Annotated in this window: 16 protein-coding genes and 4 tRNA genes; 7 read left to right on the top strand and 13 right to left on the bottom strand. The window is 44.5% G+C overall.

What is annotated here, in order from left to right:
* Positions 1 to 45 precede the first annotated feature (45 nt).
* Both VLA77_01660 and eno read right to left on the bottom strand, forming a co-directional pair.
* Positions 46 to 122: transfer RNA gene (locus VLA77_01660), tRNA-Lys, on the bottom strand.
* 94 nt (positions 123 to 216) lie between these two features.
* Positions 217 to 1,488: a phosphopyruvate hydratase gene (eno, locus tag VLA77_01655; protein HSE29270.1), complete on the bottom strand. Its 1,272-nt coding sequence runs from the start codon at positions 1,486 to 1,488 to the stop codon at positions 217 to 219.
* Between the two features lie 78 nt (positions 1,489 to 1,566).
* Between eno and VLA77_01650 the strand changes: the two genes are divergently transcribed.
* On the top strand, positions 1,567 to 2,223 hold the full coding sequence (locus VLA77_01650; protein ID HSE29269.1) for a 2,3-bisphosphoglycerate-dependent phosphoglycerate mutase: 657 nt from the start codon (positions 1,567 to 1,569) through the stop codon (positions 2,221 to 2,223).
* 5 nt (positions 2,224 to 2,228) lie between these two features.
* Here the strand turns inward: VLA77_01650 and VLA77_01645 are convergent, their stop codons facing one another.
* Positions 2,229 to 2,750 (bottom strand): hypothetical protein, encoded by a 522-nt coding sequence (locus tag VLA77_01645; GenBank protein ID HSE29268.1) that lies wholly within the window; start codon positions 2,748 to 2,750, stop codon positions 2,229 to 2,231.
* A 15-nt stretch (positions 2,751 to 2,765) separates the two neighbouring features.
* Between VLA77_01645 and murB the strand changes: the two genes are divergently transcribed.
* Positions 2,766 to 3,785, top strand: a complete 1,020-nt coding sequence (gene murB / locus VLA77_01640; GenBank protein HSE29267.1) for a UDP-N-acetylmuramate dehydrogenase — start codon at positions 2,766 to 2,768, stop codon at positions 3,783 to 3,785.
* Here the strand turns inward: murB and VLA77_01635 are convergent.
* The 3 genes from VLA77_01635 to glyA are packed head-to-tail and all read right to left on the bottom strand — an operon-like array spanning position 3,782 to position 5,930.
* Entirely contained in the window at positions 3,782 to 4,129 is a 348-nt protein-coding gene (locus tag VLA77_01635) for a hypothetical protein (protein ID HSE29266.1), read from the bottom strand. The two genes, murB and VLA77_01635, sit on opposite strands and share 4 nt — an antisense overlap.
* Positions 4,130 to 4,627 carry an ImmA/IrrE family metallo-endopeptidase gene (locus tag VLA77_01630; protein HSE29265.1) on the bottom strand — a complete coding sequence of 166 codons (498 nt, stop codon included), beginning with the start codon at positions 4,625 to 4,627 and terminating at the stop codon, positions 4,130 to 4,132.
* 25 nt (positions 4,628 to 4,652) lie between these two features.
* Positions 4,653 to 5,930: a serine hydroxymethyltransferase gene (gene glyA, locus VLA77_01625; GenBank protein ID HSE29264.1), complete on the bottom strand. Its 1,278-nt coding sequence runs from the start codon at positions 5,928 to 5,930 to the stop codon at positions 4,653 to 4,655.
* Between the two features lie 152 nt (positions 5,931 to 6,082).
* On the opposite strand from glyA, the gene VLA77_01620 reads away from it, so the two are divergent.
* Positions 6,083 to 7,792, top strand: coding sequence for a UDP-N-acetylglucosamine 1-carboxyvinyltransferase (locus tag VLA77_01620; GenBank protein HSE29263.1), 1,710 nt, complete (start codon positions 6,083 to 6,085; stop codon positions 7,790 to 7,792).
* A 9-nt stretch (positions 7,793 to 7,801) separates the two neighbouring features.
* On the opposite strand, the gene VLA77_01615 is transcribed toward VLA77_01620, so the two are convergent.
* Positions 7,802 to 8,071: a DUF2164 family protein gene (locus tag VLA77_01615; GenBank protein ID HSE29262.1), complete on the bottom strand. Its 270-nt coding sequence runs from the start codon at positions 8,069 to 8,071 to the stop codon at positions 7,802 to 7,804.
* A gap of 20 nt (positions 8,072 to 8,091) precedes the next feature.
* A tRNA-Arg gene (locus tag VLA77_01610) sits at positions 8,092 to 8,168 on the bottom strand.
* A gap of 72 nt (positions 8,169 to 8,240) precedes the next feature.
* On the opposite strand from VLA77_01610, the gene VLA77_01605 reads away from it, so the two are divergent.
* The 4 genes from VLA77_01605 (at position 8,241) to VLA77_01590 (ending at position 12,321) form a co-directional block, all read left to right on the top strand.
* Positions 8,241 to 9,794, top strand: a complete 1,554-nt coding sequence (locus tag VLA77_01605) for a hypothetical protein (protein ID HSE29261.1) — start codon at positions 8,241 to 8,243, stop codon at positions 9,792 to 9,794.
* A 45-nt stretch (positions 9,795 to 9,839) separates the two neighbouring features.
* Positions 9,840 to 9,916 (top strand) — tRNA-His (locus VLA77_01600).
* A 97-nt stretch (positions 9,917 to 10,013) separates the two neighbouring features.
* Positions 10,014 to 10,601: a hypothetical protein gene (locus VLA77_01595; GenBank protein HSE29260.1), complete on the top strand. Its 588-nt coding sequence runs from the start codon at positions 10,014 to 10,016 to the stop codon at positions 10,599 to 10,601.
* A 118-nt stretch (positions 10,602 to 10,719) separates the two neighbouring features.
* Positions 10,720 to 12,321 carry a hypothetical protein gene (locus tag VLA77_01590; GenBank protein HSE29259.1) on the top strand — a complete coding sequence of 534 codons (1,602 nt, stop codon included), beginning with the start codon at positions 10,720 to 10,722 and terminating at the stop codon, positions 12,319 to 12,321.
* Positions 12,322 to 12,365: 44 nt separating this feature from the next.
* Here the strand turns inward: VLA77_01590 and VLA77_01585 are convergent, their stop codons facing one another.
* The 5 genes from VLA77_01585 to VLA77_01565 form a co-directional block, all read right to left on the bottom strand.
* Positions 12,366 to 12,959: a hypothetical protein gene (locus VLA77_01585; GenBank protein HSE29258.1), complete on the bottom strand. Its 594-nt coding sequence runs from the start codon at positions 12,957 to 12,959 to the stop codon at positions 12,366 to 12,368.
* 122 nt (positions 12,960 to 13,081) lie between these two features.
* Positions 13,082 to 13,156, bottom strand: a tRNA-Gly gene (locus VLA77_01580).
* A 95-nt stretch (positions 13,157 to 13,251) separates the two neighbouring features.
* Entirely contained in the window at positions 13,252 to 13,812 is a 561-nt protein-coding gene (locus VLA77_01575; protein ID HSE29257.1) for a VIT1/CCC1 transporter family protein, read from the bottom strand.
* Complete coding sequence (locus tag VLA77_01570) at positions 13,809 to 16,199, bottom strand: AAA family ATPase (protein HSE29256.1); 2,391 nt, start codon at positions 16,197 to 16,199, stop codon at positions 13,809 to 13,811. The genes VLA77_01575 and VLA77_01570 overlap by 4 nt, the downstream gene beginning before the upstream one ends.
* Positions 16,196 to 16,516, bottom strand: a complete 321-nt coding sequence (locus tag VLA77_01565; protein HSE29255.1) for a hypothetical protein — start codon at positions 16,514 to 16,516, stop codon at positions 16,196 to 16,198. The genes VLA77_01570 and VLA77_01565 overlap by 4 nt, the downstream gene beginning before the upstream one ends.
* Positions 16,517 to 16,534: the final 18 nt, after the last annotated feature.

Raw genomic sequence — 16,534 nt, 5'->3', positions numbered from 1 at the left:
ATTTTTTGCAAATAAAAACTCCTTGTATCGGAGCTTGATAAAATCTGGAGGGTCCACTGGGACTTGAACCCAGGACACTCTGCTTAAGAGGCAGATGCTCTAACCAACTGAGCTATGGACCCGCATATAACGGATGTATTATAGTTTATAAAATGACTTTTGTAAAACGCCATGTGGCGCCAGAAGATACTAGCGCCACATATATCCAAAATCAAATTATTTTTGACTAAACGGCTGAGCCAATACCGGATTTTCTAGTAGTTCGCTGATACGAATTAACTCGTTATATTTGGCAACCCTATCGGATCGGCTAAATGAACCAGTTTTAATTTGACCAGTGTTAAGACCGACCGCCAAATGCGCGATTGTCGCGTCCTCGGTTTCGCCCGATCGATGAGACATTACCGTGTTCCAGCCAGCGGCTTTTGCCATTTGAACTGCCTCGATTGTCTCGCTCAAAGTTCCAATCTGGTTCGGCTTGATCAAAATCGCGTTCGCAGCTTTTTCGTCAATCGCTTTTTTAAGCAATTTTGTGTTGGTAACCAAAAGATCGTCACCTACGAGCTGTAGCTTGTCGCCAAGTTTTTCTGTAATGAGCTTCCATCCGTCCCAATCAGCTTCGCCCAATCCATCTTCGATCGAAACTAGTGGATATTTTTGGGCCAACGCTTCGTATTTTGCGATCAACTCTTCGGTTGTGTATTTAATGCCTTCGCGCTCAAAGTTATATTCACCGTCGTCAACCAACTCGCTTGCCGCCACGTCTAGGGCTAAAACTACGTCTTTACCTAATTTATAGCCCGCTTTTGCGACAGCAGCTTCGATCAATTCTAGAGCTTCGTTAGTACCGCCATTAACAGATGGAGCATAGCCGCCTTCGTCGCCTACAGTTGTTGCAAAACCTTTCTCATGGAGCAATTTACCAAGCGCGTGGTAAACCTCACTAGAAATTTGCATAGCTTTTACAAAGCTGTCGGCTCCAACCGGCATAACCATAAACTCTTGGATGTCGGTCGAACCTTCGGCGTGTTTGCCACCGTTCAAAATATTTAGCATCGGCATAGGCAAAGTAAAAGTCGTGTTTCCGACCAAGTCGCCAATGTGTTGGTAAAGTGGCATTTTTTTGCTGGCCGCAGCCGCTTTTGCAACCGCCAAACTTACAGCCAATGTTGCGTTTGCACCTAACTTACTTTTGTTTTCGGTGCCGTCAAGTTCTAGCAATTTAGCATCGACAGCTTTTTGGTCGTTAGCGTCCATTCCAGCAAGTGCATTTGCGATCACAGTGTTTACATTATTGATCGCTTTGTCTACGCCCTTGCCGCTAAAGGCGCTCTCGCCGTCGCGCAGCTCTAAAGCTTCACCGGCACCAGTCGATGCACCAGACGGAACAATTGCTCGGCCCATGCTGCCGTCGCGCAAAATAACATCACTTTCAACGGTAGGATTACCTCGAGAGTCAAAAACTTGACGGGCAATAATCGTTTTAATCTGCATATTACTATTCCTCTTTTTAGGTATCGCATCTATAATAGCTCTCGCCAGGTTTAAATCAAAGGTTTAAGAATTATGTCGCAGACAAATACAACTTCAGGTAAATTAATTTTAGTTCGCCACGCCGAATCCGAATGGAACGCTTTAGGCCTATGGACCGGCCAAACTGATGTTAATATTACCGAAAAAGGTCAAAAAGACGCCGCAAAACTTGGCGGACTGATCAAAGACTTAGATCCAGATTTTATCTACACAAGCGAACAAGTTCGTACACAGCAAACACTAAAGCACTTGCTAACTGGGGCCGAAAAACCAAACGCGCCAGCACACAAGCCAACCGCACAGCTTAACGAACGTCACTACGGCGAATACACCGGCAAAAACAAATGGGAAGTTCAAAAACTCGTAGGCGACGAGATGTTCACCGGAATCCGTCGTGGCTGGGAACACCCGATTCCTGGCGGCGAAACAATGAAAATGGTTTATGAACGAGCCGTTCCGTTTTACAAAGACGCAATAGTACCGCAGCTTTTAGCTGGAAATACTGTTCTAGTGGTTTCGCACGGCAACACAATCCGCTCACTCATTAAGTACCTTGAGAATATCAGCGACGAAGGTATCGCTGACGTTGAAATGACTTTTGACCAGATTTTGATTTACGAGGTCGACCAAGATGGCCGCAATCTTAGTAAAGAAGTTCGCAAGATTGAGATTGAGCCGAGTAAAGCTTAGATAATTTATGCGTCAGAGCCTGGTCTGAACCCATTGACCCCACGAGCTCCATTACGACTTTTAAGTACCCTCACAATGGCATAAGTACCGTACGCCAAAAACCCACCGATTGTGTTTGCCAGAAGATCCCACCATTCATCACCGCCGATTACGTCAAAAATACCCGTGCGATCTATAAAAAATTCAAAAAGCTCGTTTAAAACCCCTAAACCACTTACAAAAAAATACATGCAAAGCCAAGCTTGCCACCAATATTTAAACTGGATTTCGTAAACCTTGCACACGTAAACAAATAAAATTGCCGCCACAACACCGCCCATGGTGTGCATTGTAAATGTATCAGTCTCTGGTGAAATTGGAATATTTGGCAGCCACTGCGACAAAAACCAGGCCGCACTCGCCGTCCACAAAAAACCTGCGTGTTTTAAGTAAGGTAAACTTTTAGTTTTATCAGTAGTAAAAATAAACCTTACCACCAACCAAGGTACAAAAATCAGCGCAATCGGTATAAAAAGCGTATAAATCATTATGTAATTAGTATAATGGTTTACATGCAGATGCAAAATCAAATCCCAATGGCAACTCTGACAACCATGCAGCTTGGTGGGCCGGCTAAAAATGTGGTTTCCGTGCAAAATAAAAATGAACTTGTGGAGGCTATCAATTTCGCTAAACAAACAAACCTGCCAATTTTGGTTTTAGGTGATGGCAGCAACATGATTGTGCGCGACGAAGGTTTTGCCGGTTTGGTAATTTTAAATCGAATTACTGGATTCGAGGTTTTACCAGATGGCGTAAGTGTAAAAATTGGCGCGGGCGAAAACTGGGACGAAGTCGTAGGTAAAAGCGTTGAACTTGGTTTAAGCGGCATCGAAGCCCTTAGCGCAATTCCAGGTCGAGCAGGTGCGACTCCTGTTCAAAATGTTGGTGCCTATGGACAGGAGATTTCACAAACTTTTGTCGAATTACAGGCATACGATACGAAAACCGATGATTTTGTCGTTTTGAGTAAAAAAGATTGCCAGTTTAGCTATCGCAACAGTATTTTTAAACCGCTAGCCGGCCGTCGCTACATCATAATTGATATCACATTAAAATTGAGCAAGTCCCAACTAAAACCGCCATTTTACCCACGCCTGCAAAAATATTTTGACGACAATAAGATTACGGACTATTCTCCTGCGCAGATTCGTAAAGCGATCACCGAAATCCGCTCGGCCATTTTGCCAGATCCTAAAAAAATTGCAAACACCGGAAGTTTTTTTAAGAATCCAATTGTAACCGAAGAAGACGCCGAAAACTTGCTAAAAATCGCGCCTAACGCACCTCATTGGCCAATGCCTGACTCGCAAGTTAAGTTTGCAGCGGGGTGGCTTGTAGATCAAGCCGGGCTCAAAGGCTACTCGGCACACGGGATGAAAACCTACGAAAAAAACGCGCTGGTTTTCGTCAACGAATCAGCAAAAAGTTACAAGGATCTTAAGGCATTTCAAGACGAAATTGTTAAGAAAGTCTATAACAAATTTGGAATTACACTTGAGCAAGAACCCGAACTGCTTTAGGATTTTTTGTCGTCACTAAAATAGAACTTCATGGCAATTTTTGTCAAAGCCCAGGTTTGAACAAAGTTTGCCGTAATTATAGATGGCACCGCAAGATCGCCGTTAAATTGCATTCTTCCAAGTCCAATCAAGATCACCACCGCCAAGCTAACAATATTAATCGCGATTACGATTCCAATTAGCGAAAAACTCCAGTAACCTCTATGCTTAATTAACTCGGCATGCTCGCGTGAAATCAAAAAGGCTCGCTGTTCTTTGTCGCTCAAAGTCGTCCAGTTATCGAGTCTCCACTGCTCTCTGGGGATCGGCTGGCTTTCTTTAATAAGTTGTCGTTTATCGGCCATTTAAGTAATTCGTAAAAAGTTAAGTCGGTTCTTCATAGCTCGCTCGGAAACTCCAAACATCTGAGACAAAAGCAAACTATCCTCAGCTTTAAGTTTAAACTTGCGCATTAAACTTCGGAGCATTTGTTCGGGCACGAGTAAACAAGCAGCAAAGTAGTCGGCTTCTTGCTCAAATTCGTTTTTATCGGACTGGTTTCGCCAAGCAATTCCCCATTCGTCTGGCTTATGCTGTAAATAATAGTGGCCTAGTTCGTGGGCGATCGTCCAGTTTTGTCGGGTAACGGATTCATCGGCATTAACATACATGACCGGTTTTTCACCGTTGCTGTCTAAGAAGCCGCTAAATTCATGGTCTTCTCCAGGAATAACCGGATTAATATTTATACCTTCGGCATCGGCGATAGAGTAAACGTCAATTAAAGGCTCCTTGATATTAAACTTGTTTAATATCTCATGAGCTTTGTTTTCAACTCTTTTCCAGTCGGCAACACCATTCATCGCCTTAATTGTAAAGGGTTTTGCGTTAATTGTCACTCGGTAACTTAAACTGCAAGGCGAATTCTTTTGTCTGGCTCTTAAGCTCGGCCAATTTTTTATCGTCACCTCGATGTTTAATTGCCAATCTCATCCACTCTGCAACTTGCTCCATGTGATGCTCAGTTAGTCCACGCGTCGTCATTGCCGGTGTTCCAAGGCGAATTCCGCTTGGCTTAAACGGCGGTAGCGTGTCGTGCGGAATTGTATTTTTGTTAAGCGTCAAACCAATTTTATCAAGCGCTTCCTCGGCTTCTTTACCATCGATTTTAAACGAGGTCATCACATCGACCAAAATCATGTGGTTGTCTGTACCATTTGTCACAAGTTTAAAACCGCGCTTCATAAGCTCGTTAGCCAAGCGGCTAGCGTTTTTTAGAACCTGCTTGGCGTAAACTTGGAACTCTGGCTGCAGAGCTTCGTTAAAACTTACGGCTTTTGCAGCAATACTATGCATGTGCGGGCCGCCTTGGAATCCAGGAAACACCTCGCGATCAATTAAGGTTGGTAGATTTTGCAGAGTTTGTTCGGGCGCTTTAAGCGGATTGCCGACCGTTCCATTACTTAAAATCATTCCTCCACGCGGCCCACGCAAGGTTTTGTGGGTTGTCGTTGTAACAACGTTAAAACCAAAGTCAAAAGGATTAGGTAACGCTTTGCCAGCAATAAGCCCGGCAATATGTGCCATATCTGCCATTAGCATTGCACCAACCTCGCGGCCAATTTCTGCAAATTTTTGGTAATCCAGACTGCGTGGATAGCCGCTAAAACCCGCAAGCAAGATCTTTGGGCGATGCTTTTTTGCTAAATCTCGCATTGCGTTATAGTCAATTTCGCCAGTTTCGACATCTTTAATTCCGTAGCGCACAAAATTATAAAGTTTGGCGCTACTGGTAATTGGATGGCCATGGGTTAGGTGGCCACCGTGACTGAGCTCCATAGCCATTACCGCATCGCCAGGCTGTAACCAGGCTTGGTAAACCGCAATGTTTGCCGGCGCGCCAGAATGCGGCTGCACGTTGGCATGGTCACAACCAAAAAGCTGTTTAGCGCGATCGATCGCCAATTGCTCGATTTGATCGGTAAATTCTTGGCCGCCGTAATATCGTTTGCCAGGATAGCCCTCGGAATATTTATTTGTTAAAACGCTTCCAAGCGCATTAAGCACTTCGCGGCTAACGTAGTTCTCGCTCGGGATAAGCTCCAAACCCTCGCGCTGGCGTTGTTCCTCTTGTTGTATAAGTTTTGCAATTAAAGTATCGTTCATAATTTTACCCGTTTAGTTTGCGATTTTTTGAACGACTTTTAGATCATGGTTTTTATTGTAGCTGCACCATACTAGCCTTTACAAGATTTTTTGACTAATATGATTTTTATTGTATATTTATATAGCTCATACCACACTCCACAGGAGGAATCGTGGAAGTAAGGAAGAAAGCGGTCGCCGACACCTCAAGCGCTGAAGTCATTAGCGTCCGGGGCTACGTCGATCTGAAGTCGCTGAGCGAGGCAGACGGTCAGATGCTAAAAGTGTCCGCCCGTCTAACTAGAAGTCTGAATTTATTTTGCTTTTGTATTTACATCACATATGATATTATAGATGGTATGAACGAAGTAGATTACAAGCAAAAAATTGGTAAACTAATTCAAAGAATTCGCTCTGATCGCAACATGACTCAGATCGAACTAGCTCGAGCGCTAGGCACTAGCCAAAGTGCCGTAAATCGCATCGAGAACGGTGGCCAAAACCTAAGTATGGAAATGCTGGCCCGAATCTCGGATGCTCTGCAAAGCGAGATCGTCTCCTTGAGTACTGGCAGCCTAAATTTTAGAGTTGAAGGCGGCCACAAACTAAGCGGCGAGGTCACAATTAACACCAGTAAAAATGCAGCTGTTTCCTTACTTTGCGCATCGCTCTTAAACAAAGGTACTACTACTTTGCGGCGGATGCCACGGATCGAAGAAGTCAATCGACTACTAGAAGTCATGGTTAGTATTGGCGTAAAAGTGCGCTGGTTAAACGACTTTGACCTCGAGATAAAACCACCAAAAACTTTGCAACTCGACAAAATGAACGAAGAAGCCGGACGCCGCACTCGCAGCGTTGTGATGTTTATGGGTCCGCTTATGCATCTCGTTGACGAATTCATGTTACCCTACGCCGGCGGCTGTAAACTGGGCGAACGCACAATTCAACCTCACCTTTTTGCACTCGAAGAATTCGGCCTAAATGTCCTAACAACACAGGGCTGGTACCGCTGCACAGTTGAACATAAAAAACCAAGTAAAGTCGTGATGTACGAAGAGGGCGACACTCCTACCGAGAACGCTTTAATGGCCGCAGCTCGCACGCCTGGTGTAACCGAAATTCGCCGCGCCTCCAGCAACTATATGGTTCAGGACACTTGTTTTTTCTTAGAAAAACTAGGTGTTAAAATCGAAGGAATCGGAACTAGTACTCTGCGTGTTCATGGTATAAAAAATATCAACCTTGACGTTGAATATTGGCCAAGCGAAGACCCAATCGAAGCGATGACCTTTTTGAGCGTCGCCGCAACCACAAATTCGCCAATCGCAATCAAGCGCGCGCCAATCGACTTTTTGGATCTTGAGCTGCTTAAACTCGAAAAAATGGGTTTTAAATTCGAATTAGGTGAAACGTACAAAGCTAAAAACGGCCAGACTAATCTGATCGATATATTCTGCAAAGAAAGTGGCGAACTAGTATCGCTCGAAGATAAAATCGAAGCCCACCCATTCCCAGGAATTAACATAGACAACCTACCTTTCTTTGTACCAATCGCAGCAACTGCTAGGGGTAAAACTTTGATCCACGACTGGGTCTACGAAAACCGTGCCATATACTACACAGAGCTAAGCAAACTAAACGCCGACGTCTCTTTAGCCGACGTTCACCGAGCGTACGTTAACGGCCCGACTCGCTGGAAACCAGCCGAAGTAATTTGCCCACCGGCTTTGCGTCCGGCAGTGGTATTGTTAATCGGCATGTTAGCCGCGCCGGGCGTATCGGTTTTACGCAACATTTACTCGATCAACCGCGGCTACGAAGACTTAGCCGAGCGACTAAAATCCTTAGGCGCAAAGATTGAGATAATTCGAGAAATCTAGTGGGATTCACTAACTCTGCTTAAGTGAATCCAGGTCAACCTCAATATCTAAAAGCTTCTCTTGAATAGACTTTTTAGCGTCAGCCACTCCCTTGTTGTAGATTTCTGGCGCTAAATTTTCTAGCACAATATCAATTACATCTTGCGCCGCAACTACACCAACTGAGTCTTCAATCTCGTCGATCCGCGCTATAATTTCGTTCACGCATTTCTTATTAAGCTCGGCGTTTTCGGAATCCCATTTGCGTTTCATAATCTCTTCTAACTGGAAAATTTTCATTCCTAGTTTTATATAATCTCTGGTACCCCGGGTTGGGCTCGAACCAACGACCTGAAGCTTAGAAGTCTCCTGCTCTGTCCAGCTGAGCTACCGGGGCATGTAATTATTATAACAGAATCACCCCATATTTGGCAGGTTTGTCTATGGGGTGGTAAACTAATATTTGCACATGGATTCTCAAGAGCTTTCACCTATAGCTCGGCGCTTGGATATACTTTTGGCGCAGGCGCAACAAAAATCTAATCTGTCCACGGCCGCTGGCGAAAATTTGCATGTTTCGGGATTAGCAGGCGATGTTTATTTTGCCTACGAAAAGCTGCGAAACGCCGCAGATTATTCCCAGCAACATCTTATTTTGCGCTCAGCAATTGAGCGATTTTTGCGCCGAAACCTTAACTTAAAAACTGGCGCACATCCTAAAAAGATTGCAAAAGACTTGGTTATCGAGCTTACAAACGCTCGCTATTTTAGCAACGATTCGATTGCAATTAAAACTTTGACCGAAATCAATAGGTTTGTAGCCGAATACACTCATTTTTACAATTCAGCTCAAAACTTAGTTGGTCATCAGTCGGCTTCGCGCTGGACTTATCAGATTTTGTCGGTGGCGCTCGAGCGGCTTTTGGATCCGCAGTATATAACAGACCCGTTTATCGACTTTGCTTACAATCATTACTTACAGGCGATTGACGCTAGAGTTTTTGACGGCTTAACTCCCGAACAGGTTAGAATTGCTGTTTATTGCGCCACTATGCGCGCGCTATTTAACTCTGATCAAGCTACAACTTTGAGCGTTTGGCTAAGCATTGGTGCCGACAAAAATAAAAGGATCGACGATTTTATTGCTGCATGTCAACAGATCGATGAATGGTTCGATACTCCGCAAACTAACAAAATTGGTCGATTAATTAATCGCTACGGCGCACCACAGCGCAGCATAAAAGAAACTTTGCAAAATAACCTTAGCCTAGATTTGCATAACCGGCCCAAATTTTTAAGCGCTCTCGAAGAAACAATCTTGGGCCTATACAACTCCACCCAGCAAAAATTGCAAAAAAGCATAAAGCGCGCGGTGATTTTTATTTTTATAACAAAACTTTTGGTGGGTATAGCGATCGAGATACCGTATGATCTGTTGGTTATGGGGCACATCGCCTACATTCCGTTGGCGATTACGTTGATCGTGCCAATCATTTACATGGTCAGCGCAATTTACAGCATAAAAAAACCTGATGGTCGCAACACTATGGGGATCATTAATTACGCTCAGAGAATTATTTATAATACCGACAATCCGGTGACTTATCGATTGCGCGCACGAGTCGGCCGCAAAAAACGCACATGGTTTAACGCAATTTATGCAGTTATTGCCGTAGCATCGCTGACATTGGTTGGCTGGCTGTTAGCAAAAGTTGGCTTTCATATTGTTCATGCAGTTATCTTTTTTATGTTTATGTCGGGCACGAGTTTGCTCCGATTTAGGATTATTCAGTCAGCGCGCGAGCTCGAGATTGTTGATCGCCCGCAGACGGTTTTTGCTGCACTAGCTGACTTTTTATATCTACCCTTTATTCAACTGGGCCAGTTTTTGAGTGACAAATATCGTCAGGTAAATTTAGTTGCATTTTTGCTAGATCTGGCAATTGAGCTTCCACTTAAGACTATTCTGGCGACGTTACGAAGTTGGGTAGATTTTTTGCGAGATAAGCGCGAAGAGATTTGATCTATTGGTTATATCTGTTATTCGTGTTAGAATAGCAATGTCTTGGCGGATGTAGCTCAGTTGGTTAGAGCGCTGGATTGTGGCTCCGGAGGCCGTGGGTTCAACCCCCATCATTCGCCCCAAGAACTTATCTGTTAGATTGACTACGAAGAATTAATATTTTAGTATTAGTTTACTTGTTTGTGGATACCCTGCAGACACCGAAATTAGGGAGTTATCGTGGAGTACATCCTGGGCGCAAACCCGTGGTACGACCAGATCTCCGACACCGAGCTCGGCGAGCAGATCGCGCGAGCCATCCAGTTCGGCGGGCAATACGCGTCGGCTCATCTAGCCCTGGGAAGTTTCGACTTCACCATGGCTATACTGAACCCCACTGATCCGTGGCACAGCAATACACCACTGGATCAGCGCATTATGACGACCATCGTCTTCGGCGACAAGGCCCAAGAACAAATGGAGTTCGTGCTCGCCAAGCTCGCGGCGCACCTGAAGTTCGGGGTGTCCACCAGCGACATCCTGAGCCGGCAGCGTCACTTGCTCACGCGACACGACTGCGGAGTGCCCGGCAGTATTGTGTACGACGATGTCATCGCCGCTGGACACGGCCTGAGCGCGCAACAAAGCACTGTACTGACGAAGAAGATTACACAGAGCTTCGTCAACGGGATCCGTGGCCTGCTGCTCACCAAGTTCCCGGACTGCGACTGGCTCAACACCACCAACAGCCGACCGCCGCACCTTCAGGCGATGGCTGGTCGCATCCTGAGCGCGCCAACCATTCCTGTGATAACGGCCATGGTCTAACCACAAACAAGAGCTCTCGAGCCACTTTCGGTGGCCGGGGGCTTTTGTTTGCCACCACATGTCAGACTATTTTTAGTAACATGATTAAGTTACTATATTATTTGAAGGGTGTGATTGGGTGGAAAAGAAACTATCTAACGTTTACCGCGTTATATCGCTTGTTGTTATTTTAGTATTGGCACTGTCTTGGCTCTCGCTCGATGCATTCTCGCGAATGAACCAAGCTAGATTTGAATCTGAGTTTGTAACGCAAGAAGGCATAACAGCCAATATTTCATCGCGATCATTGCCGAACTTTACGAACATAACAGTTCAAGGCGGCGACGGAGGCGATACAACAAATATTAGGCTCGGTAATAACAGTGTTAATTCTAATAACCTGAGTACCGAGGCTGTAGATTATATCGGCGAACAAACAGCAAACAACCCCACTGTTGTGTCGAACTTAACTCGGCAGGTTTTGGATTTAATGAATAGCCTTGGAATCTCACTTCCGGTTGACGTATCTGGTCTTTTAATCGGCACAACTAATATCTTAGATCAAGCGGTTACATCTGCTAAAATTTTGAACGGTACAATAAGCACAGTCGATATTGCTGTAGCTTCGATCACAAATAGTTTGCTCGCTAATGGATCAGTTGACGCCGATAAAATCCTAGATGGCACCGTTGGGACTTTGGAAATTGCTTTAGGCTCAATAACAAACTCTCTATTAGCCAATAACTCCGTTGGTACTTCAAATATTATCAATGGATCGATTTTGGGCACAGATGTCGCCAACAACACAATCGATACGGCCAACATTGCGACCGACGCAATAGTAAGCTCTCTTATAGATGACGGTGCCGTTCAGTTTATGGATCTTTCGAGCGATAGCGTAAACGCCAGTAAAATTGTTGATGGTGCCGTAGGAACATTGGAGCTCGCAGCTGGATCGGTGGATTCTAGCAAAATCCTAGACGGGACCATAGATAGTCTAGATATTGCTACCGGCACCATAACTAGTAGTAATATTTTAAACGGTACAATTTTAGGTACTGACATTGCTAATGGGGCGATCGACACTTTACAGATCTTAGACGGTGCAATTACAACCTTAAAAATCGCTCCGGGATCGATAACTAATACTCTACTTGCAAATAATGCCGTTAATAGTGCCAATATAATAGATGGCAGCATTAGTGCAGTAGACATTGCGCTCGGGGCTATCACTGGCAGCTTAATCGCGCCAAATACAATCACCGGCGGGCTGATTGCTAGCAATACAATTGCGAGCGGAAATATTGTAGATGGGGCGATTGGAACTCTGCAAATTGGAAATTCAGCAGTGACTACAGGTAAACTCTCTACGGCTAGCAACACCAAGACTGTAGCTGTGCAAATGGGTAATATTACGTCAGTTCTTAGTGATATTGAACGTCCTGTGTTCATTGCGCCAACTGCAGGGACAATTACAAAAGTTACATTTACGAACGGGGCAAACTTAGGGGTTGGTGGCGGGACGATTTCTATCGAGCGCAAAACCGCTACAGCCGCAACCGTTGCCAGCACTAACCTAGGACTAGTATCTCTGGGCGCATTTACTCCACAAAGCCCTACCCTGCTGGCCGGAACAACATTTAGCGCCGGTGATGTTTATACATTTTTATATGATGTTAACGTTGCGAGCTTGGGCTTGAGCGGATTCTTGGTAACGATCGAGTATATTCCGTCGGAATAAAAATACAGCTCCATTTTATCGGAACTGTATTCGTTTAATTAACTTTAAAGACCGATTCTAACTATATCAATCACCGAATTGTTTAAGTAAAGAACCTGAACCTCGCCGCCAGCCGAGTTACGGAAGGTACAAAGCTCGGTCGTGCCTACAACCGGAAGATCGCTGACCACTGCACATGAAGTTGGCGAAACACCCAATTTAGACTCTACGGTTGCGCGGCTGTCACCTGCGTTCAAACCAAGAGATAATGTTCCCAAGTCAACTTCAGGTACTACAACGCCACCATTCGACCCATCACCACCATTACTTCCGTTCGCTCCTGGTTTTCCTGCTGCGCCGGTTGCACCTGTAGCGCCGGGTACCGCGACAATAGTAGTTGTAGAGCCACCGCCACTACCAGTTGTTCCGATAGTTCCAAGCTCGCCAGCTGTATCCGTTAAACCAGTTTGAAGGGCGGCAGTATCAAGTGGTGTTGCCGAGCGCTGTGAGCGCCATAACATCCAACCCGCCCACGCTAACAAAAGCGCTAACAGGATCAAAAATATTGCGTATATCAACCCGTTATTATCTTTTTTTTGAGAGCCGTTAGGACTCGTATTCGAAGCTGGGCTAGACTTTTTAACCTTGTTTTTTGCCATTATTTGCCTTTTTATTTTAATTATCTTAATGATATTAATTATTAACGTCATTGATTATATTTGGCAAGGGGGTGTGGAAAACCACTTAAAATAAAAAATCAGCCTCGATGACTGATTTTTTATGGTGCGGGTGGAGAGAATCGAACTCTCGTCGCCAGTTTGGAAAACTGGAATAATAGCCGTTATACCACACCCGCGGTACAGATCAGATTATAGCACCACATTGCTAAAAACAAAATAAGTTATGTTGCTATTTAATCTAACCTCTGCTTGTTTTAGCGAGCGAACTTACCTATTTGGCGCCAAGAGCTCCACCTAAAACATCACCCAAAACATAAGACATTACTGCAGCAATAGCACCCAAGCCAAAAGTTTCGAGTGCCGCGCGCCACGGTTTAGTTTTGGTCACTACAGCCTTAAGCAATCCGATCACAATAAAAGTGATTCCGGTTAGAATTGCACTCCAAATAAATAGCAGATTAGCGTTTATCCCCAAATTAAAGATACTGTCAATTAAGTACAGTATGAATGGCAGTAGGCCAACGACGATAAAAGCACCGGAAGTTACCAGCCCATCTTGCAGTGGAGTTTCATTGTGTTTATGGTCTTCGACACGTCCGCCTTGCTCAATATGTTTTTTGATCTTTAGGTCGCGCTCGGATTTTGCCGAGAGATAAGCGCTTGCACCCATAGAAAACCCATCTGCGACCAAGTTCGCAAACCCCAAGATTACTATCACCTTAGAGCTTAATCCGGCTCCTGCCGCACCCGCCACAACGGCAAAGGTAGTAACTGTGCCGTCAATCGCCCCATAAACAAACTCACCTAAATACTGTTCAAATTTTTGCTTCATGCTTTTAATGCCTCTTCGATATCTACTAACGATAATACCACAGTTGACCCTGGTGTCAGCTCGTTACTGAGCACACGCTTGGCAATAATGTTCTCGACAGTTCGCTGGACAACGCGCCGCAGTGGCCTGGCTCCCAATCTAGGATCGTAGCCAATCTCAACCAACTTTTTCTTTGCTGCCTCATCCACCTTAACCTCAATACCTTCTTGCGAAATCGTTTTACTAACATCCTGTAAAATTAAATCGACCACCTGCAATAGCTCGTCAACGGTTAGCGGCCTAAACACAGTTATCTCATCAAATCGGTTTAAAAATTCCGGTTTAAACTGGCCTGAATCAATTAACTGATTAATAAAGCTTTCCTCAAATTGATCTAGCTGCTTACCTTCAGAAATATACTTACGGATCAAATCCGCCCCAGCATTGCTAGTTGCAATCACGATTGAGTCCCTAAAACTTATCTGACGGTTGTTTTCATCCTGCAAAATACCTTCATCTAAAAGTTGTAGTAAGGTATTTAAGACATTAGGATGCGCCTTTTCTATCTCATCAAGCAAAACAACACTAAAGGGCTGCTTGGAAATTTGCGCCGTTAGGCTCATAGGATCGTCGCTAGCATCAGCGATCAATCGTGACACGTCAGTTGGCTGACTGTATTCATTTAAGTCCAAGCGGACCATTCGATCTTCGCCACCAAAATAGACCGCCGCTAAAGCTTTAGCTAACTCGGTTTTACCAACCCCTGTCGGACCCAAAAATAAAAACGTTCCAATTGGGCGCTTTTGATTACGAACACCACTACGAGCACGACGCAGTGCATTAGCCACAACCCCAACCGCGCGAGTTTGATTAATCATTCTCTGATGAATAAGCTGTTCCAGGTTTAAAAGAGTTTGCTTGTCTTCGGTGTTAGTTGCAGTTTGAATTTTAACGCCAAAAGTTTGCTCAATTGTTTTTTCAATGCTAGCTTCATTAACTAAGCCTCTGTCATTAAATTGAGCCGCCGACTCCAAAACCGTCAGCGCTTGGCCAGGCATAGCACGGTCAGAAACGTAACGCCCGCCCAATCTATATGCCGCCTTGAGAGCTTGATACATATAAACAACCTTTTGTCGTGCTTCAAACTCAATAACCTTATCTTCACAAACCAAGTATGTGTCAGATTCACTCATTGCTGGCACGGATATGCGGTTCAATTGCTGCGACAAGTTAGGATTAGATCTGCTGATTTGCAGAAAGTGCTGCTCATCCATACTTAAGATAATTTTAAGATTACCCGCCTCCAGAATCGGAAGCAGAATGTTTTGCAGATCCACGGCGCCTGTTTGGTTTGTGAAAAATAGCTCGGCGTTGTCTAAGTATAAAATTACATTTTTAGCCAAGTAGGCCTCGGACATTAGTTGACTCACCAGCGCCTCAACCTCACCTCGCCCAGGAGCCTTGGAAATAATCGCAGCCGGATCCAGTGCCATGACCTGCAAAAAGCGCAGTTCTTTAGGTACCATCGGCCCATCCAGCATAATTCTCTCTGCCAGAGCTCTAACAATACTAGTTTTACCTACACCGGCTGGGCCAATCAGAATTGCATTCTGCTTTCCACCGTTGGCTAGTTGCTTTAAGAGCTGCTGCAAAATGTCTTGATGCCCTTCAAGCTCACGCGACACGTTCGCCTGCTGAACCTCTTGGCTAACATTTTGTGTAAATTGACTCAACAAATTTGTGTAGCCAAAACTTAAGTCGCGACCGATGCCGCCACCCATTTTACGGCCGTCAAATTTATCTATAAGATCCTTCAGGTGATGATGCCAGCGAACACCACTTAAAATGTCATCGAAGTTAATTTGCAACTGACCCAGTAGTCGATCACGATTTGGCAAAACTCTGATCAGCGCCGCCACAACCAAACTACTAGAAACATCACGTAAATTTAGATCGCGCTGGAGCTGTATGCAAGTTTCCCAAAGTTCTTCGCTATCAGTACTGTTTTGGCTACTAAGATCTTTTAAAAAATTTGGACCAATACCAAATCTGATTGTAAAAAACAGGCCTCCGGGTTCCTTCATTACGATTTGTGCAACTAAAGATGGCGACGCATTAACAGGGAGCTTGCCAAGTAGCCCAGGCTCCAAAAGATCATCGACACTTTTAGAAGTTTTATTTACCGGCAGAACCTTAAGCCACCATTCATACCAAAGCACAGGCAAGAACGGCCACACTCCTAAAGTCATAATCAGCCAACCACTACTTTGACCCTGATAAACAAAAAATAGCCCTACAAAAATAAAACCAAATGCAAATACCAAAAGTAGACCTCTTAGGAGTTTGTTGCTTAAAAAAACATATGCTTGTGCCTGCTTTGATCGTAAACTTTTTAAATTTGGCGTCATTTAGTAATTCCACTTTGCATTAAGAAAATCCCGATCAACGGCGCTACTGGTAAAAAAGGCCAGATAACTATCAGTAGCACCCCAAAAACTCCAACTATAGTCGCTAAAATTAACCCAATTGTGATTATTATTAGTCTAACAATTGCACCAATTATGCGCGAAAATTGCCGATCAGCCCAAGCAATGAGCCTAGTTTTAATGTTGCCTCGAACTTGACCTGCCGAAATCTGTCTAAAAGGTGCGAACAGGCTAGTAATTAATATCCCGACCGAAAAAAACTTCAGCACCCCAAGTACACGATCAAGAACATCGTGCATTAGCCTTGTCCACCCCAA

Source organism: Candidatus Saccharimonadales bacterium (assembly GCA_035457485.1).
Taxonomy (GTDB): Bacteria; Patescibacteriota; Saccharimonadia; order Saccharimonadales; family EFPC-124; genus DATIBO01.
The sequence above is the reverse complement of the archived record's forward strand: the minus strand, read 5'-3'. Positions and strand labels throughout refer to the sequence as shown.